We start from the raw sequence: 19,019 nt of genomic DNA on the forward strand, positions 1-19,019 counted from the left end.
CTAGACAACTCTACAGCCATCTTTTTGAATTCATCATCAAATACCCTGTGTTTCATATTAGTCAAATTTAAAATTACTCCTTTAAATCTGCGAGATAAATGTCTCTACTCAAAGGTAGCAACTCCATACCGCTATACGGCTTTTTATGGAAGAATCAATTATAATTTTGCGGATAAGTACCTCATCAACCTGACGGGAAGACGTGATGGATCGAGCAGGTTCGGACCAGGAAAGCGTTTTGCAAACTTTGGCGCCCTTGGAACGGCATGGATATTTACAGGGGAGGATTATATTAGGGAAAAACTATCCTGGCTTAGTTTCGGGAAGATAAGGGCCAGCTACGGCACAACAGGTAATGACCAGATTGGGAACTATAAGTTCTTGGATACCTGGACGAATTCCAGCCTGCCTTACCAGGGAAATGCCGGGCTCCAGCCTTCGAGCCTGTATAATGCGGATTTTTCCTGGGAGACAAACCATAAAGCTGAAGTGGCATTGGAGCTAGGTGTGCTGAAAAACCGGATCATGCTTAGCGCGGCATACTTTGTAAACCGTAGCGGAAACCAGCTGATCAATTATCAGCTGCCCATACAAACAGGCTTTACCTCGATTCTAAGAAACTTCGATGCTGTGGTGGAGAATTCAGGCCTGGAAATCAGTCTTGAAAGTACCTACTTTCTGAGTGGCGCTTTTAAATGGACCTCTAATGCAAACCTGAGCATTCCCAAAAACAAACTTGTTAAATTCAGTGGCCTCGATCGCTCCAGCTATGCCAATACCTATATCATCGGCGAACCACTTTCGACAAAAAGAGTGCTCGAATACCTTGGGGTAGATCCATCAACAGGAATTTACTCCTTTCGGGATGTAAACGGCGATGGCTTATATGACGCTTCTGATAGAATTCTGATAAGAAATACTCAGCCTGATTTCTATGGAGGCCTTCAGAACAGCTTTTCCTATAAAAATATCAAGCTGGACATTTTCCTGGAATTCAGAAAACAGATCGGATATAACTACTTATATACCCAATCGACCTTCATCCCGGGCTACTTTTATTTCAACCAGCCCACTATTGTACTGGATCGGTGGCAAGCTGTTGGAGGCCTTGCAGATATTCAGCGTTTCGTAGCCTCTGGCAGCAGCGCTGCTTATGCGCCGGCGGGAAGTTATTTACCGGCTTCAAGTGCAGTATTTAGTGACGCATCATTTATCAGGCTCAAAAATGTTTCTCTGAACTATGCCTTTACGGAGCGATGGGTGAAAAAGCTCAAACTTCAACAGCTAAGTATATACGTTCATGGTCAGAATTTACTAACCATAACAGGATATAAAGGAGCAGACCCGGAAAGCCAGAATCTGTTTGTGTTGCCACCCTTAAGGACAATAACCGCTGGTTTACAATTAACGCTATAATTATGAAAACAACAGTAATTAAAACAAACCCAGGACCTATTTCCCATCTTAAGCGCTTGCTTCTTGGGAGCCTGCTATTATCAGCTTTTTTATGGAGTGCATGTGAAAAGCTAATTGAGGTACCAAAGGCAGGAAATCTGATCCTGAGCAAAGATGTATTCTCTGGGAATGAGACCGCAACATCAGCAGTGATGGGGCTCTATAGCAAGATGGTGACGCTAAACCTGAGCATGAGTAATGGCGGGCTGAGCGTATATTCCGGCTTGTCGGCGGATGAACTGTTCAATCCTGCGCCAAGCAGTAGTTATGATCCTTTTTCGGGTAATATGCTGCTTTCTTCAAACGGGATAATCAGCAATAACATCTGGAGCACGGCATACCGCAACATTTACCACGCAAATGCCATTCTGGAAGGACTGACTGCCTCAAACTCATTAAGTACAGCAACAAAAAAACAGTTAACCGGTGAAACCCTTACCATTCGGGCATTTTATTTATTTTACCTGGTTAATCTTTTTGGTGATATCCCTCTTACGCTCACAAGCGACTTTGAGCAGAACGCAGTGATGCCACGAACGTCATCAGCCATCGTTTACGCCCAGATTGTTAAAGACCTTGAGGAAGCTAAAGTTCTCCTAACTGCAAATTACCCGAGTAGTGCAAAAGCAAGGCCCAATCTATTCGCGGCCAGAGCACTTTTGGCCCGGGTTTATCTTTACAGCCAGCGATGGGCTGAGGCAGAGGCAGAAGCATCAGCGGTAATATCTTCCGGTTTATATAACATGGAGCCGGACCTGAACAAAACCTTTCTGAACACCTCAAATGAAACCATCTGGCAGTTGGTAAGGGAAACGGCTAACACCGCGGAAGCAGCCGTTTTCCTCCCGTCTTCCGGTACAATTGTTCCTCCTCTTGTGATCAGGGATAACCTGCTAAATGAATTTGAGCCAGGAGATCTTCGAAAAAGCAGGTGGTTGTCCAGCAATATTGTCAATGGTGTAAGTTATAGCTATCCATACAAATATAAGATTAGGGCCAACTCCACGGTAAGTGAAAGTCTTATTATCCTGCGCCTGGCTGAGCAGTACCTGATTAGAGCGGAAGCGCGTATAGCTCAGGACAACCTTAATGGGGCGGTTTCGGATCTGAATGTGGTTCGAACCAGAGCTAGGGCAGCAGCAACACCTGCCATAACAAATCCACTCCCAAACCTTTCTAATATACTGACTAAAGCGGAGCTGACTGAAGCGATATATCATGAACGTCAGAGCGAACTCTTTTGTGAGTGGGGCCATCGATGGCTTGATTTGAAAAGAAGCGGTAGGGCTGACCAAAAACTTATTAGCCTGAAGCCAACCTGGAAACCTTTCATGTCATTATATCCCATTCCTTTTTCAGAAACACAGACCAATATTTTTTTAACCCAAAATCCAGGATATGCAAATTAGACAATTTAACATAGCTAAAACCCAACATTTAATTCTCCTAATTTTAATGTTGATTTTCTTTCCACTGTTAGGTATGGCCCAGGCCGCTTTAAAAAAAGGCGAACAGATTCCGAATATCGTGCTTCAAAATATTTATAACTACCCTAAGAAAGGGTTTGACCTTGGCAAGATTAGAGGAAAGTTGATCATATTCGATTTTTGGAGCCCAAGCTGCATTTCCTGTTTAAAGTCGTTCCCAAAAATAGATTCATTGCAGCGACTTTTCGCAGATGAGGTAACGATTGTGCTGGTTAACAAGGAAAGTCTTGATTCAACAAGAAGGTTTTTTGAGACCCGCAAATTTCTTTTCAGGCCACACATTCCATTTGTAACCGGTGATGTCACGATCAACAAATTATTCCCGAATCGCGCTAATCCTGCCTATGCGTGGATAGACGGAGAAGGGAAATTTCACCAGATGACCAATGAGCTTACGGCAGCATCCATTCGTCGATTCCTAGCCGGAAACAAGGTAAATTTAGAGGATTACAGGGAAAGGCGTAAATACTTAACATCTCTATTTGACAGGGAATATGAGCCTAGCGTAATTAGCTATTCCTATCTTTCAAAAGCGATTCCAGGGGTGAATTTAAATGGATCGATAGGAAAGAATGGGTTATCATTCCATAACTATGACCTCATGAATTTATACAGGGAAGCTTTCGGGGAACAGGGGAAATACGATTTTTCCAAGAAATGGAACATTGTATTGGATGTGAACGATACTCAACGGTTTATTTCACCTAAAGAGGAAGAACTGGCTCACGATTGGAAGAGAAAAAATCTATACAACTATGCACTGCTGTTGCCGGAAAATATGGCCGAAGAAAGGTTCATTATGATGCGTTCAGATCTGAAGCGATATCCTGGATTTGATGCAAGAGTAGAAAAAAAATTGATTAGTAGTATGATTTTAGTAAAGGTAGGAAGCATGGATAAGCTAAAGTCTCAGAAAACAGGGCCTTCAAATTTTAGGATGTCTGATATCCGGACCAGTCAAATTGATTCGGTTAGGAGACTGATCAACCGTCCTTTTAAGACTTTTTCAAATATTTTAAGTTCCTGGGTAGCGCTTAGACTAGAAAAGCCATTTGTGGACGAAACCGGTTATTCAGGAAACATAGACATTGAATTAAACGGAAATGCTGTTGATAGTTTTAATCTGGGAAAAATCAGAGCACAGTTAAAGCAATATGGGCTCGACCTTGTTGAACAGAAAAGGCCAATTGATGTCCTGGTAATAAGGGAAAAAAAGGGGTGGTGAAGGAATAACCATCCATTACCACCCCTTAATCATTAATTACTGAACCTTACGCGATGGTCGTTGTCCGCTGGAGCGGGAGCGATATCATCAATCGTCTGAACAGTTTCGTAGCCTCTGATACAATCAGCAGCAGTCTGATCCTCACAAGAGGTAAGGGGATTGCTGCCACCAGGCATAGAATCATCCTTTGTCTGAGGGGTGCTGTTAAGCTGCGTCTGTAATGTACCCGAAGAACTGATCTGATACCAGTACAGATTTGGCTGTACTTTCTTGTTATTGGCACTACTATCCGATGGTTTAAATGCAAAAGTCAAACCCATGATTGCTATAAGAGCAAATGTAAACATAGCTCCAAGCCATGTTTTTTTAGTATTAAATGATTTGGTATACATACCGATATTGTTTAAATTTAAAATGATTTAATTATGGTCGCCCTTGTGGCGGGCATTCCGAAAAGGACTGTTCAGCTTTGGACAGCCTTTTTCCTTTTATCAGGCCTCACGGCCTCGCCGGGAACAGCGCATATTTGCGAACATGTGGAAAATAAACAACTACTCTCTTTTTGGCGTGGGATATATTGGGCTCATTTAACGCAGGTGAACCTAATTTTACCTCTACATTAGCTAAACGTTTCTTAATCATTTTAAGGATTAGCGTTGTAAGCACAGAAAGGCCGGTTCGGAAAATTATTTCCGGTATCCGTTCAATCCATATAGCTACCCTTAAAGTTTTCATAATTCCTGTTTTTGCCTAACATTACCCTTTTGCAACAACCTGGCTGTTGCATGCCCATTCTAAAAATATACGCGCTTATCGCTGCGCCTGCGTCCCCTGTATAAAGTCCGGTCAAAACTTACGAGCACCTGCCGGTTTTCGCACCAATAACCTAATCAACTTCTGGGCAGATTATCTTAGCGCTTTCTACTTAACGCCCGGGAAGAGCGGTTGAAAACAGGTGCTACCCACCATATTTCAATATTTTTTCCCAAATCAATCGGGCCTGTTTTCTTTATTGGGACGCCGTCTTTTCTCTTGCTCAAGCTTTTTGAGGAGCTCTTCCCTCTTAGCGGCACAAATAATGACACTTTCACGCTCCCGTTGATAGTGCATGACCTGTGTATTGCCTTGACGGGCCAGGGTTTCCAGTCGCAGGTCTGTTATCTGATCCTCGCATGTGCAATTTTTCTGAGGAAATAGTGCTGCCAGTCCAACGCCAATGACAACTGCGATAATGCCAAAAAGGCTTTGATAAACTTCTCCCCGTTCCGGCTTTTTAAATCTCATCCAAAGAAATTTATACTCTTTTTTTTCAGGGCCTGACGGCTGTTCATTAAAATCATTGTTCATTGCCTATCGGATTGCTTGAATAAATTTAGGCCTATCCTTTCAGAAAAATAGAGGCAAAAAGGACGTTTTTCCGTCAACTGCACTAATTTCGGTGGTGAACTGTCACTCACTTTGATGAATTGCCCCCAATGACTGGCCAATAAAATGGTCTTTTTGTATTTTTATGAAACTAATAAGGCAGTTTATGCATAGCAAGAAATCAGATGGCAAAAATCTTCCGGATTATTTCAGCTTTGGCTGGATGATGCTGATCTCGCTATGCATAACGCTTTGTTTAAACTGGCCAACTATGAACTCACGGTTTTGGCATACCTTAACCCAAGATTGGTATCACATTGCATGTGCGAATACATTTGCAACCGTTTTCATCATGATAACCTTTACCAATATGTTCACAAGTTATCTGGATTCAAAGTGGCTCTGGGAGAAAGATTTATGGAAAAGGCTTGTTTTTCAGATTCTATTAGGATTTATGGCACCTATACTGATCTGTTATTTTTTCAGTTGGGTTTCTTTTTATTTCCTCAACGTCAATATCAGCTCAACAAGGTATATCCGGAATATGTCCAGCTTACTTGTACTCATTTGTATCATGATCAATCTCCTGCATATGGTCTATTATTATATCTATAGATCTTCGGAATGGCTAAATAGTACGGCTGGAAAACCAAAACCAGCGCCGGTTTTGTATCTATTTATCCCTGATGGGAAGGGAGAGAAGAAAATTTCAACCGCAGCTATTGCCTATATTTATGTAGAAAATGGGACAACCTATATCCAGCATCATAATAGTGATCTTGATGTGTGTTTTATAGCTTTAGACAGTCTCTATAAAAAACTAGACGAAGCATCTTTTTTCAAAGCAACAAGAAGTTATATTGTCTCATCTGCGGCAGTAGAAGGTTATGTAAAGATTCCACACAAAGGCCTTAAAGTAAGATTACAACCAGAAACCCCAGAACCTATAAATGTCAGCCGTTCAAAAGCCCCTCTATTTATAGACTGGTTAAAAACAGACTCTTAGTAAAGTTTGCGAGGGATTCATGACAACTTTACGGAAACCCGTAATGATGTCTTTTTAGTTTCTCCTACCTTGGCTCACGTTAATTCAAATCAAAAATATGAGCACAATTTTTAAAAAATCAGTAATGTCTACCGCACTAGTTATTTTAGCGGTGATGATACACAGCTCCTGCAAGAAAGCAGCGCAGGAAACTGTAAAGGAGCAGGAGCAAGTTCCGGTAGCTTTTTCTTATGAAGTAACCTGTGATTACTGTAACATTTCCTATATCGATGCAAGCAATCAGACTAAAACGGTAACGAGCAACATAGGCAAATGGACTTATAAAATCGAGAAAAAGATTTCCTTTGACTTGAAGTTAAGCGTTTCATCAATCATTTCAAGTTATCAGACCATCCAGGCTTATATCTTAAAGGACGAGGAAGCGGTATACGGAAATCTCGGTTATAACCGTGCGGATCTTTCCTATAACACCGTTTCTGGAAACGGCACATCAAGTTTTGGCAGTTATGTTTCCACCACCCCAACCGGCGGGAACAACTCAGGTGGAACCACCGCGCCAACATCTTCAGTTTGCGGGGCAAAAAACAAGACCGGAGGCTATTGCAAACGGGTTGTTGTCGGAGGTGGCAGATGCTGGCAGCATAAATAGACTGCCGGATATATCTTCAATTACATTTTACTTTAGCAACGTTTAAATCGTTATATTAAAACAAAATCATGAAAGCATTTATTTTTTCAATAACATTGATGTGCTGTTATTTTCTTGGCAATTGCCAAAAGATATCTTCACTTGGCACAGTCAATGAAAGCAAGCTAGGAAGATGCACCGGTTCGGCTTATTGTTCGGCGTGTAAAAACTGTTCCCGCTGTGCCCACTGCGGGAGTGGAGGCACCTGTGGGGTATGCTCATCTGTTGAATCGCAAACCCCGGTATTCTCTAGCCCCCGCAAAAAAGCATCTAGCTACAGTCCGAGATCATCTGCATCTGGTCAGCAGAAAAAGCATTCATTCAGTGCTGAAAAGAGCAATATGAAAAGTTACGTTTCTGAATCTTTATCCGCGGTAAAACTTAAAGAAATCAGTCTTCGCTCAGGGCCAGGATTATCCTATCCCGTTATAGAAACGCTTAAGCGCAACCAAAAAGTAAAACTGCTTGCAAAAAAGGGAGAGTGGGTAAAGGTGAAAGTCCTGTCCTCTGGAACTACAGGTTATTGTAATCTGGCAGGAATAAACTGATATCATGTCCGAATAACCTCTAAGCTTGATAGTGGGAAATAAATTCATTTTTATTTATCTCCGTTATTTTTTTCCTGTAGAAGCTAAAGCGAAACATGCTGGGATAGTGCCACTGGAGTTTCGCAGGCCGCAAGGCGCGAGAGGATTGCCCTCTCATGCCTTTTGATTTTTTATAAAACTATAGTCCTTCCTTTCAACGCTGCATACCCTGCTGTTGTTGCCTTGCTTTTCTCCTTCTTCGCTTTTCTGCTTCTTCAATAGTATCAGACGCGATATCCGGAATATGTACTGGCTCCATCAAAACTTCCAAAAATTCGCCTACGGTTTTACCGGTAGATTCGATCATGCTCCCAACAGAAGAAAAAATTCCCTCAGCGACGCCTAATGCAAGTTGATTAACCACAGACCCACTCTGGTCATTTTTCAAAGACGCCTCTTGCAGGATATCCAACTGCTCCCTTTGCTGTAAAGTTCCATTCTTTAAAATATTGGCATAGGCCAGTGTATCTTTCAGGTTGCGTTCAAAACCAAACTGTCCATCAAATAAGCGCTCCCCACATTGCTTAAAAGCCATCCGGTCAAACTGCCCCATTTTTCTGGAATGCGTAATATTTCGGCCTTTTGAGCTGTTCATGGGACTGAGCTTTATTTTATTGGTGATGTCCCTGCGGCTGACGATCACTTGTATGTGCAGCTGGTTTCCACTCTTTTTTTCTCCACGCTTCCGGCTACCATCTTTAACCGCTGCATCCTTATGGCTATAATATCGGTTATGCTCGACTTTGCCAAACCAGAGCAAATCCTTATTGCTGTTTATCCCAGGACGTTTGAAATTCTTGGCATATTCATCCATTACGTTCTCTGTATATGCTTTCAGCACATTTTTCATATCAGAATCCCCAACCGATTTCCTTAGATGCTCGAGTTCCTTTTGGCTTGGGCTGATGTTGATCAGGAAAAACTTCGCCTCATGCCGCCCTAGCTTGGCATTGTTTCCATCCAATGCCCGGCGTACTTCATAGGCCTCCACATCCTGCCGGTTCCCATTGAACCAGAGTTCCGGCTGCTTTAGCTCCTCGGTCCGGTTCTCCTTTTCCAAATAATTAACCAGACCACCACTGCTGCCCTTATTACTCGCTTCCTTATTATCGGTAATATTGATGTACATGGTTATAAAAGGTCAATCTGGTTTCTGGTTATCCTGACAAGTTCCTCTTTCTCCCTAGCCGAAGTCATCATACTAAAGGCATCCCTGCTTTTGATATAAGTACTGAGTATATATTGAAACTGTTTTTTAAGCTGCTCACCTGTAGATAGTTTCATCAGGATGCTTTTGAGCAATTCATCAGTATTCGATAATTTGCTGCGGTAATTCTTGCCAGCAGATAAAAGTTCATTTTGTCCACTCGCCAGGGCAACGCTTTTTTTCTCGATCTGCTTTAAAAGGTTATTGATATCACGTTGGTTACCCGTCATTCTATCCACCTCTCTTTTGATCGGAATAAGCAGGTCATTTTCCTGGGTCTTGATAAAACCGATGTAATCCTTGTGCTGCCTGAGCAGTGTATTTTTTAACAGTTCATCATTGATATCCAGCGGATCTTTCTTGCTCCGAAAGAAGTAATCCACCATCTGCGCAAATACCAGCCGGTTCGGACGGCCAAGCTTTTGCGCAATCCTGTCCATTTTGACTGCCGTCTGCGTATTATATTTTATGGTTCTTAAAGTTTCCATTTCAGCTATTAGTTGTTCGTTAAGTAACTTGTTATGTATATCGCAGTATATATTGCCCTATAGACATACAGCTATTTATGCATATACATATCTATATATCCCAAACCCTCACCAGGGTCCCTTTTCCTTTAATCCTGCCGCCGTCAGCGGCCAAGAGAACCCCTGGAGGGTTCTCCAAACAGCCTTTACGCTAGCGTAAGGCTAAGATGGTGAGGCTCTGCCCAACCACCGCTTGCTCCTTTTTCTGAAAATGAAAAAGGACCTTTTGCATGTTGCTTTAGCCCCTCAGAGTTTTTTAGTGGGAGACCGATCCCAACAGATCTCCCATAAGAATTATTTAAAAAAACTATTTTGAAATGCTCAATTATTATGTTGCACTCACAACATCCATAGTCGTCCTTAAGATAAATTGCAGCTCAACACAGTTTCGTCTTCAAGGTTCCAGGATACCCGGCTTCCGAGGAATGGATTATAAGAGGGGCTGTAAAAGATGTATCCAAAAACCTGAAGTTCACCAATACACTTGTGATAGGTCGAGGTTGAATAGATCTTGGATGAACGCATGAGCCTGCTCCGGCTGACCTGAAAAGGGTGAGTCAATCCAGAATTTTCTGAGGTAAAGATCAGCGCCGCTAGGAGGCTCACATGAAATGCGGAAAGTCTTTGATCCGCCTGAATACGGTGTTTAAGATATTCAAGGTTTTTATTTATGCTCCCCATGTGCCTCCCCCCGAAATAACCGTTTGACAACAGCATTTTCACGCGTGCCATTACCCAGGATCCGCCTGATATCCTCACGGTTAAAATATACAATGCGGCCAATCTTGGTAAAGGGCAGCTTGCCGCTTACCCGTAGATGCAGCAAGGTGCCGGCTGAAATTTTCATCAGCTTCCTGACCTCAGAACTTTTGAGGTACTCATCAGGTAGACTAGTTTGGAGCTGAACAATTTTCTTGATCTCTTCGATCAGATCGCTTTTCAGTTCAAGCAGATCACTTTTGGTAACCAGGTCTAAATTCATGTCTCTTAAAATTTAATGATCAATACTCTCTAGCTAGCCATAACAAGAAGCTATCTATTTGGAGATTTCACATCAAAAGTGAGAACAGAAACATGTAATCAGATGCCCATTGGAGGTGTTTGGGCATAGCTGCGCTTTAAACTACGCTAGTGTCGATTAACAGGTTTAACCGGAACGATATCAAAAGCTCGATCCTTATCAGATATGAAAATATATTTAGAGGAATCCTCGGAAGAAAAATAATTCTGGGCAGTTGCCAGTGGTATTGGTTTATCTCCATGCACAAAATTTTTGGCAACCATTTTATACCATGGGCTATAACCTTGAGTGGTTACCAGCCTTTTACCATTTGGTAGCATGAGCTTTTGAAACTGACGCATCAGATCCATAAATGCAGCTAAATTTCCACTGTTGATTACAATTTTTTCGCTCGCCTCATACTGCAACATTTCATCGAGCTGGGCTTGCATTTTTGCTAAGCTACTTTTGAGCTGCGCAATTTCCGCATCCCTTTGATTCAGCATCTTTTCTGTCGAAGTGTTTACATTCCATTCATCAATGGTATTTAAGAATCCTAGGAAGGCTTCTAATTTATCAAGGTTGTCAGAATGAATCTCATATACGGATTTGAATGGATCCTTAGCTGAATAAAAAGTAATTCTTCTCTGGATGCTGCTGTTTACCTTACGGAAAAAGGCTTCATGCCCGTTTGGATTCCTGGCCAGATAATGGCTTAGATGAAAGTCGTAGAATGCTTTATACTCACCACTAGGAAGACTGTAAAGTTTCAGCGCAAAGAAATTATCCTCTAATTTTCTGTTAGGGAATACTGGGTTACCAATCTCATATGGATGCGGAGAGAAGTCGAATCTCGCCCGAAACTTAAAAAAATATTCTATCATAACATCACACTTTACTTTCCCATCGATAGCCTCATAGGAAGGTGGTTTAAGGTTAGCTCTAATATACGAATAGCGAAAATAAGTTTCTACCAAAGTAAGCCTTAGCGAATAAATGTTTCTCCAAAGGATGTCGCTTAATAAAAATGAGGGACTAAAATTCAATATTTGAAAATAAACTTATAAAATTACTTATTCAATGTTCACAATTTTTAGGTTATGTTAAACTTCTTTCTTAAGTTTATAACTAAGTAAACTAACAATAAGGCTGTTATACTTTTAATGAGTTTAATGCCTTAATACTATTAACCAAATTAATCTCTCAATGAATACGGAAATCTCAAGCATTGCCTTCAATTATCGTTTAAAAAATCTCCAAATCACATTTTTGTGAGATTAATCATCTTTCTAGATAACTATTTATCTCTAAGTTTTCTTTACAGCTATATAAAAAGTAGCAAGAATAATTAATTAACGCAAACCTAAAACTCAACATGAAAATAGCGCTTACTGGAGCACACGGAACTGGCAAATCTACACTTGCCAATTTCTTAAAAAACGAATTTACCAAAAGAAGTATAATTGCCTCAGTCACACCAGAGGTTCCAAGATTAATTTGTGAGGCTGTAAATGACAAGGAATACTTCCGGCGAGGAAAAAACTCGTTGTTGAAACAGTCTTTGATTTTGTTGGGACAATTGATAACTGAAGAGCAAAATCAAAAAGGAGTAGATATGCAAATTTGTGATAGGACATTATTTGACCATTGGGCGTACTCTTTGAGTTTATTTGGAAAAGAAATTTCAGAAGGAAATTATACAGAAATATATGAGAGCTTCATTTCCCAACATTGTAAGACATACGATAAGGTGTTTTACCTACCAATCGAGTTCAAACCTTTAGACGATGGAGTAAGGGAATCAGATGAAAAATTTCAGTTAGAAATTGATGGGCTCATTCTCGGCCTGTTAAAAAAACACGATATTAATTATGAGAGAATAACTGGCAACATAGAAGGACGTGGAAATGCAATCCTCAAAACCTTAAACATTCAATAGTATGGCATTAACAGTCGAAACTAATGTATCAGAAAATGCTAATGAAGCATATAAATCTACATTAAAAGATATTCTCTCTTCAGGCTCTGAAGTTAAAGCTGCAGATACACTTTCAGTCGGAAGCAATAAAAAATTTAAGGAGATTTTGAATTATTACCTCGTTCTTAAAAATCCCACGCAACGCCTTCTTACAAATAACAAACGAGGGTTCAACCTCCCAGGGGCATTGGCAAGATTTGTTTGGATGATGGCAGCAAACAATCGCTTAGCAGACATCGAGTTTTACTGGGGTCTCAAAGTTTCAAATTTTTCCGATGATGATTTTACAGTTCCTGGTTCAAGCTATGGCGCCAGGATGTTTAATGCGAGTCCAGGGCTTGATCAAATTGAGGCAGTAATCAAACGCTTAAAAGAGGACCCATCAACGAGGCGTGCGGCAGTTTCTATTTATCATCCAATAGATGCAATTAGAGATTCAAAGGACATTCCTTGTACATTTGGGATTTTTTATCACATACGGAATAATAAATTAATTTCAACGGTTGTTATGCGTTCAAATAATGCTTTTATATTGCTTCCTTATAATATTTTTGAATTTTCGCTTCTTGCAGAAATTATTGCGAAAGAAGTCGGAGTTGAAATGGGAAGCATGCATTATAATGCCTTATCAATGCATATTTATGAGGAGAATTATGAAAATGCTCAAAAAGCGGTCGACAATATTGATGAAATAAAAGGTGTGACATTCCCGGCGATGCCATTTGAACCAAAACCGATGGGGGAGGTAAAAAAACTGATTCGTCTTGAAGCAAAAATCCGTCATATATCGGCAGGATTAAACAACTCAAACATAGATGAGTGGTTGCGAGATATAATAGTTATCGGAGAAAGGGAAAAAGACAAAATAGAATTAGACGATTACTGGAAGCAATTTTATTATTTGCTTTTATACTTTATTGTGTCTAAGAAAACATCGGATAAAGAAGCACTAAAAAAAGTTTCAGATTTAATTAAAGACCCGTATAAAAAATATCTTGATGCAGAAGAGCTAAAAATAATAAATGTTGCAACTCAACAAGATCTTTTTGGTAACATGACTGGTAACCCTGACTACCTTGCCTATACGCAATTTGCCAGAAAATTGAATTCATTCGAAACTCGGTGCAAAGAATTTAATCAGAACAGCGAAGATAATTCAAGCGGTAAAATAATTAACTTACAGAAATATATAACTCTACGGGAAACATTAGTTGGAAATGTGAATGAAATACGAAATATCGCAGCAAGAAATGATAACCCAGAAATATCAAAAGATGAATTTTTAATAGCAGCCAACAACTTATTTAATGTTGAATGATCAAGAAATAATACCTACTGAAAAACTCAAGCACCTCTTTAATACTCCGGATGAAAAATCTGCCGTGAAGGTGATTTGCAGGCAAATTTTAGCTTCATTAAATCTAAAAAATGCCCCAATCCCACTAAAACCGATATGCAAGAAATTTAATTTAAAAGTCCAATATAATACTGTTGTAAAAAAAGAAGATAGTTTTTTGAAGTTATCACCTGATGGATTTGAGATTGAAATAAGTAAATTAAAAAATTGGAGACGAAATCGATTTACAATTGCACATGAGCTTACACACCTAATAATATTTAATGCCATAAACACACCTATAAATTCATTTGACAGAAAGCAACATGATGAAATAGAAAAACTCTGTGACATTGGTGCATCAGAGTTGTTAATAAATGAAATTGAACTTGAAAAGAACCTCGTTGAGCATGGGATTAATGCCACGGGCTTAAAAAAGATATATGATAAGTTTATGGTTTCATATGATGCGTTATTTGTAAGACTTTCTGAACATCTAGACGCAAATATTCTAATTTGGAGAAATCATGCAAGACATGAATTAGAAAAAATGGAATATAGGGTTTATCGTCACTTCCCAAAATATAAGTTTGCTACAAAGTCAATATGGCTTCCGAACGGTTGTACTGTAAGACACATCAGTCCGAATCCATTTGAAAACTTTGAAAAAAGAATGGTCTTGGATGATTTCAATGTGATTATGAACGATAAGACAACAGAGTGCAGCGCTCTAACTTTTCTTTTTCCACATTCACGGAATTCGAATAATAATCTTCCGATATTTGATGAATTAATCGTTAATGATGAATTAACATATGATGATTGTTTTGTAATGATTATATTCAAAGACAAGAAAAAATTCAAGAAAGTAAAAACTAATTACTGCAAAAATGACAACTAATAGAGTCTACATTTCTGGTGCTTTGATGGCTGCAAAAAATCTTGATAGAGTTAAAAAATTATATAATGATATCGCGATGATTTGTGATGAAAATGGACTGCAATCATATTTGCCACATAATAATACAGATCCTATTAAAAATAGTGAAATATCCGACATAGATGTTTATCAAAAGGATTTTGAAGAGCTCATAAAGTCATCTTTAGTTATTTCCTATATTGGCGAACCGTCATTGGGTGTAGGTGCAGAATTGTCAATCTGTATAGCAAATCAAATCCCAATTATTGCTATAACTGAAAGCAAGAGAAAAGTCTCAAGATTTCTGAAAGGAATGTTGCAAGCAACAGATAATGCTTTTTCTATTGAATTTGACAATAAAGATGATTTAGTCTCTAAGCTGAATTTATGTCTACGCTCTCTCAGCCAAACAAGTTAACATCAATTCCTAAAAAAATGCAATTGGTGGAGAAGTTCTTCCATCAATTATATTACCATAAGTTTTATTCCAAGCCGCAGACGGAGCCTTTTTGGTCATACCAAAGGGATAATATTTGTATTCTTCAAAGTAGGTTAATTTTTTAGTAGTCTAGAAAATGATAAACCTAACGATATATTATCAATGTGATTTATATCTACAGTTCTTCGCTCTAACGCAATCTTAAGCTATATCATTTTCTTTATCACAGCTAGCGTTTCATGAACAAAATTTAGATGGCCAAAATCAGCTGCCTGCTTATAAGATAACACGTTGGACGTTGTAACATCTAACACAATACAATAATCTTCACTTACTTGATACTTATCCTCATAGATACGCTTTAAGTATTGAAACAGGCTATAGGCAAATACCGCTAACTCTTCTTTTTTGTAGGTTTTGATGTTAGCGACGATCCAAATTGCACCTACTTTCTCCATTGCGTTTTCTTGAAATTTAAATACGTGGTTAGGAATAATTTGAACAGGAACGGTATTCAATTCCAATATTACATTTGTATTCTTGAGATACTCAATATCGAAATAAGGTTTCAGTTCCGAATAATCAAAGTCTTTTGCATTGTAGAGTATGTCAATGTTCTTTTGGTACATACCTTTTGAAACGTTTTTTGGTGTATCACGCTTCTTTTCTACGAGAATCTGGATTTTCTTTTCTAACTCACTCAATTCCTCTGATTTAAAAACTTGACTGATGGTGCTAGTAGAACACATCCAATAATTACCTCCACCGGAATCATCAGTTTTGACTTTGGGCTTTTTTAGGTTTGCTATAAAAGCCACTCTACTTCTATCACCTTTTCTAATGAACTTAATTACATTGGAAACTGAAATCTTTTTCATATCTGAGTTTTTAACTATTCTAATTCATTCTTACCATACAATAAAACATTAGAAATCAAATACCTTAATTTGAATTTCGTATCATATTCCATTTCCAACACTTCCGCCTTAGAGCACAATTCCAGTAATTGCTTAATATTAGATATCTCATTGTCAACATCTTTCCTAAAGAGATCACTTAACTCTTCAACACCTTTAAACATTCCTCTCTTAGAATTTACTCTTTCAAAAATCTTTGCTCTTAATTCATCAGGAGTATGCTTGTTTTTCATAAAATGTATGTCCCCGTAAACACGATCTACTTCTCCAATTAAATCGCCAATGATCTGGTGAGCTTCGACAAATGTAACAGCAGCAATTGTATGCTGAAAAGTCTTTTTAAATTTTATCCCTTCTATCTCCTTATTTGGATATAGGAATATTTTTCCACCGATTTCTTTTTCCAAGTTAAAATCAATTGTGCTGTAGAATCCTAAAGACGTATTACCTTGGTCTTCATTTCGAATAGTTATGGAGGCTCTTAATTTACCGAATCCTTTAAGGTAATATTCTTTATTAGAAGTTATAGTGATCTCTATTTTTGCTTCACTGATTGCTAAACTTGTAATGTCAAACTTGTAATTTTCATCCTGTTGTAATTTGTTCAATTCAAGTATCGTCAGTGCAAATGTTTCCGCTACGCCGTATTCTTTGTACTTTCTGGTGTTGAAACTCTTTACAAAATAATCTCCCTTTTGATTATCCTTCAAAATGCGAAACAATTTTTCTTTTGATGATTTATTCTTTCTCGCATAATAATCAGCCCAAGAATTATTTATAGAATTTAATAGATTCTGGTCTCGATGATTTGTTTTAATATAATTAATATGCTGACTGAGTTTTCTGTCGTCGTAAAATAAACTGAGGGAATCATAGATTGACATTGCTTCGATTTCACCTAAGTCCTCAGCTTCTTCATTTGCACAATTTGCAAGAATAAAAAACACGTCTTTTTCATTATTTTTCACAAACTCAACCTTAGTATCTTTACCTTCACATAAAACCCTATAAGTTTCAAACCTTGTGGTGTAATTTTCAACGATGGCTTTAATAGCGCCTATTTTATCTATGGTGATTTTGTCATCAGTAATCTCGTAGTTTTCTTCCACGAATTGTTTTACCTCTTGGTTTTTAAGTATGTCAAACAAATCTTTCGAAGTAACCTTTTTGCCTATATCTTGAATTTTTTCAAGACTATAAGTTTTTTGATTGAAGTAATCTAAAGTATCCATATTACCCTTTCTCCTTTCTTGTACACTTGAAACAAACCATCTTGCTTTACAGCCATAAACTTACCTGTTTGAGCAGCTCCTTTTACCCATTGCTCTTTCTCGTGATTAAAAGTTTGTGAGCGGTCTTTTACTCCTCCGTGCCGGCGACTATCGCCAAGCTTACCATTTGTTGTCATTGCTTTAAATTTGAATAATGAAGAAATCGTACTCCATAAATTGAGCACATAATTTAATTCCAGAAATAAGCAAGGCTGGTAACCCCAAGGCATAGGGGAAAAAGAGTACGATTTTGTAGTCTGAAAAAGTATATTATTTATACTTTTGTACATGCTAAATAACGAGGCTATCTCAATGTTCGCATTCTAATTCCCTTGGTGCGAATGATAAATTTTATAAGGCTCAGGATATGTCGAAGTTTCCTGAGCTTTTTATTATTTTAACAAACCTTATAATATTAGTCTTATCTATTAGACAAATATATTGAAATGCGCATTTGTTTAGTAATTTAAGTTATTAACAATTTGTTAGCTAAAATAATTAGCCTCTGTCGGTTACATTCTTTTTTATTTATAATTTTAGTCAAATAGCCAATTCTAAACCGAATCAGAAGTATTGAATCTAATTTGACAAAGGACCTTAGGAAGTTATTCGCTTTCCTCCTGTTATTATAAAATATAGCGCTACTAAAAGATAGGCTACAAAAAAAGGGCTGACAATTTTTATTGTTGCCCGCCCATTTATTTTCTAGTCTTGATCAGCTTGACTACCTTCTTTGAGATCCCATTTAGTAAAATTCTCGGACAGCCACTTCAATACATCAACGCGCATTACTATATTAGATGGCAAATGTTCGTGAATAATTGCCTCTACTAACCTGCACTGTTTCTTCATTGTTAAGTTTTTTAACTTTGCAAATTCATTAATGAGCGGTACGATCTCATATTTTTCATGCCTATCAAATCTATCTCTATCAATTTTGCCTCTGATATTAGGGTTATCACCTGGAACGTGATGCGGATTGTATCCATTAAAATAAAGTTCCGATTCTTTGTAAACGTATGACATATTGTAATATTTAGCTAGTCAACTACATTGATGACTAATGGCTTAGTGTATTTAAATATTTTGCCAGTTTTAATTTCTCCCCATTGGATTAGGAGAAGTTATCATTTTTGACGTCCTACGACATCTTTATCCCAATGCTCTATGCAGCTCAGTTTCCAAATGTTCTATATCAGTCCACTCCACGCAATTTTGTGGCGTCTGTGCATCGTGGTCTACTAACGCGTCCAACAACTGCCTGATTATCTTGAATTTACTTTCATCTTCTGATAAGGTAAGAATCGCATTGTATGGCTTTTCCTTTGATACTTCCATGTCAAAATATGCTTTTTCAAAATTTGGGAGAGATGCAAGCAAACGAACCTTTGTACCTTCAGGCTTGGCTAAAACTGCTTTAAGGATATTGGGATTGTTTCCCCAAGCTGGGTTTCCTTTACCATCTTTCGTTTTCGGCATATCACTATTGGAGTTGCTACCTTTGAGTAGAGACATTTATCTCGCAGATTTAAAGGAGTAATTTTAAATTTGACTAATATGAAACACAGGGTATTTGATGATGAATTCAAAAAGATGGCTGTAGAGTTGTCTA

Annotated in this window: 21 protein-coding genes and 1 pseudogene; 10 read left to right on the forward strand and 12 right to left on the reverse strand. The window is 38.4% G+C overall.

What is annotated here, in order from left to right:
- From EHC72_RS22835 to EHC72_RS22025, 3 genes and pseudogenes are all read left to right on the forward strand, one after another.
- Positions 1-1,416: pseudogene (locus EHC72_RS22835) on the forward strand (TonB-dependent receptor); the annotation flags it as partial.
- A 2-nt stretch (positions 1,417-1,418) separates the two neighbouring features.
- A complete protein-coding gene (locus EHC72_RS22020; RefSeq protein WP_131539881.1) occupies positions 1,419-2,864 on the forward strand; it encodes a RagB/SusD family nutrient uptake outer membrane protein in 1,446 nt (481 codons plus the stop codon).
- Positions 2,854-4,167, forward strand: coding sequence for a DUF3738 domain-containing protein (locus EHC72_RS22025; protein ID WP_131539882.1), 1,314 nt, complete (start codon positions 2,854-2,856; stop codon positions 4,165-4,167). Before EHC72_RS22020 ends, EHC72_RS22025 begins: the two co-directional genes overlap by 11 nt.
- 32 nt (positions 4,168-4,199) lie before the next feature.
- Here EHC72_RS22025 and EHC72_RS22030 read toward each other — a convergent pair whose 3' ends face one another.
- The 3 genes from EHC72_RS22030 to EHC72_RS22040 all read right to left on the reverse strand — a co-directional run bounded on the left by EHC72_RS22030 (position 4,200) and on the right by EHC72_RS22040 (position 5,514).
- Positions 4,200-4,559 (reverse strand): hypothetical protein, encoded by a 360-nt coding sequence (locus EHC72_RS22030; protein ID WP_025141543.1) that lies wholly within the window; start codon positions 4,557-4,559, stop codon positions 4,200-4,202.
- Positions 4,560-4,665: 106 nt separating this feature from the next.
- Positions 4,666-4,902, reverse strand: coding sequence for a hypothetical protein (locus EHC72_RS22035; protein WP_131539883.1), 237 nt, complete (start codon positions 4,900-4,902; stop codon positions 4,666-4,668).
- Between the two features lie 255 nt (positions 4,903-5,157).
- Entirely contained in the window at positions 5,158-5,514 is a 357-nt protein-coding gene (locus EHC72_RS22040; RefSeq protein WP_131539884.1) for a hypothetical protein, read from the reverse strand.
- A gap of 184 nt (positions 5,515-5,698) precedes the next feature.
- Here EHC72_RS22040 and EHC72_RS22045 point away from each other — a divergent pair, with 184 nt between their 5' ends.
- The 3 genes from EHC72_RS22045 to EHC72_RS22840 all read left to right on the forward strand — a co-directional run bounded on the left by EHC72_RS22045 (position 5,699) and on the right by EHC72_RS22840 (position 7,774).
- Entirely contained in the window at positions 5,699-6,538 is an 840-nt protein-coding gene (locus EHC72_RS22045) for a LytR/AlgR family response regulator transcription factor (protein ID WP_165585918.1), read from the forward strand.
- Between the two features lie 97 nt (positions 6,539-6,635).
- Positions 6,636-7,187 carry a hypothetical protein gene (locus tag EHC72_RS22050; RefSeq protein ID WP_131539886.1) on the forward strand — a complete coding sequence of 184 codons (552 nt, stop codon included), beginning with the start codon at positions 6,636-6,638 and terminating at the stop codon, positions 7,185-7,187.
- Positions 7,188-7,567: 380 nt separating this feature from the next.
- The gene (locus EHC72_RS22840; protein WP_165585919.1) at positions 7,568-7,774 is read left to right on the forward strand and encodes an SH3 domain-containing protein; all 207 of its coding nucleotides are present in this window, start codon (positions 7,568-7,570) and stop codon (positions 7,772-7,774) included.
- A gap of 193 nt (positions 7,775-7,967) precedes the next feature.
- Here the strand turns inward: EHC72_RS22840 and EHC72_RS22060 are convergent, their stop codons facing one another.
- The 4 genes from EHC72_RS22060 to EHC72_RS22080 all read right to left on the reverse strand — a co-directional run bounded on the left by EHC72_RS22060 (position 7,968) and on the right by EHC72_RS22080 (position 11,431).
- Complete coding sequence (locus EHC72_RS22060; RefSeq protein ID WP_131539888.1) at positions 7,968-8,942, reverse strand: DUF5712 family protein; 975 nt, start codon at positions 8,940-8,942, stop codon at positions 7,968-7,970.
- Between the two features lie 2 nt (positions 8,943-8,944).
- Complete coding sequence (locus tag EHC72_RS22065) at positions 8,945-9,508, reverse strand: BfmA/BtgA family mobilization protein (RefSeq protein WP_131539889.1); 564 nt, start codon at positions 9,506-9,508, stop codon at positions 8,945-8,947.
- A gap of 703 nt (positions 9,509-10,211) precedes the next feature.
- A complete protein-coding gene (locus EHC72_RS22075) occupies positions 10,212-10,529 on the reverse strand; it encodes a helix-turn-helix domain-containing protein (protein ID WP_131539891.1) in 318 nt (105 codons plus the stop codon).
- Between the two features lie 146 nt (positions 10,530-10,675).
- The gene (locus EHC72_RS22080; RefSeq protein WP_131539892.1) at positions 10,676-11,431 is read right to left on the reverse strand and encodes a hypothetical protein; all 756 of its coding nucleotides are present in this window, start codon (positions 11,429-11,431) and stop codon (positions 10,676-10,678) included.
- Between the two features lie 491 nt (positions 11,432-11,922).
- On the opposite strand from EHC72_RS22080, the gene EHC72_RS22085 reads away from it, so the two are divergent.
- The 4 genes from EHC72_RS22085 to EHC72_RS22100 are packed head-to-tail and all read left to right on the forward strand — an operon-like array spanning position 11,923 to position 15,198.
- The gene (locus tag EHC72_RS22085) at positions 11,923-12,486 is read left to right on the forward strand and encodes an ATP/GTP-binding protein (protein ID WP_131539893.1); all 564 of its coding nucleotides are present in this window, start codon (positions 11,923-11,925) and stop codon (positions 12,484-12,486) included.
- A 1-nt stretch (position 12,487) separates the two neighbouring features.
- Positions 12,488-13,843, forward strand: a complete 1,356-nt coding sequence (locus tag EHC72_RS22090) for a thymidylate synthase (protein WP_131539894.1) — start codon at positions 12,488-12,490, stop codon at positions 13,841-13,843.
- Positions 13,833-14,762 (forward strand): ImmA/IrrE family metallo-endopeptidase, encoded by a 930-nt coding sequence (locus EHC72_RS22095; RefSeq protein WP_131539895.1) that lies wholly within the window; start codon positions 13,833-13,835, stop codon positions 14,760-14,762. Before EHC72_RS22090 ends, EHC72_RS22095 begins: the two co-directional genes overlap by 11 nt.
- Positions 14,752-15,198 carry a nucleoside 2-deoxyribosyltransferase gene (locus EHC72_RS22100; protein WP_131539896.1) on the forward strand — a complete coding sequence of 149 codons (447 nt, stop codon included), beginning with the start codon at positions 14,752-14,754 and terminating at the stop codon, positions 15,196-15,198. Before EHC72_RS22095 ends, EHC72_RS22100 begins: the two co-directional genes overlap by 11 nt.
- Positions 15,199-15,425: 227 nt before the next feature.
- Here EHC72_RS22100 and EHC72_RS22105 read toward each other — a convergent pair whose 3' ends face one another.
- The 5 genes from EHC72_RS22105 to EHC72_RS22125 all read right to left on the reverse strand — a co-directional run bounded on the left by EHC72_RS22105 (position 15,426) and on the right by EHC72_RS22125 (position 18,922).
- Entirely contained in the window at positions 15,426-16,097 is a 672-nt protein-coding gene (locus EHC72_RS22105; protein WP_131539897.1) for a hypothetical protein, read from the reverse strand.
- 14 nt (positions 16,098-16,111) lie between these two features.
- Complete coding sequence (locus EHC72_RS22110; RefSeq protein WP_131539898.1) at positions 16,112-17,368, reverse strand: hypothetical protein; 1,257 nt, start codon at positions 17,366-17,368, stop codon at positions 16,112-16,114.
- Entirely contained in the window at positions 17,356-17,544 is a 189-nt protein-coding gene (locus EHC72_RS22115; protein WP_131539901.1) for a hypothetical protein, read from the reverse strand. Before EHC72_RS22115 ends, EHC72_RS22110 begins: the two co-directional genes overlap by 13 nt.
- Positions 17,545-18,112: 568 nt before the next feature.
- Positions 18,113-18,433, reverse strand: coding sequence for a hypothetical protein (locus EHC72_RS22120; protein ID WP_131539899.1), 321 nt, complete (start codon positions 18,431-18,433; stop codon positions 18,113-18,115).
- 126 nt (positions 18,434-18,559) lie between these two features.
- Complete coding sequence (locus tag EHC72_RS22125) at positions 18,560-18,922, reverse strand: hypothetical protein (RefSeq protein WP_131539900.1); 363 nt, start codon at positions 18,920-18,922, stop codon at positions 18,560-18,562.
- Positions 18,923-19,019: the final 97 nt, after the last annotated feature.

The organism is Pedobacter nototheniae (assembly GCF_004335085.1).
GTDB lineage: Bacteria > Bacteroidota > Bacteroidia > Sphingobacteriales > Sphingobacteriaceae > Pedobacter > Pedobacter nototheniae.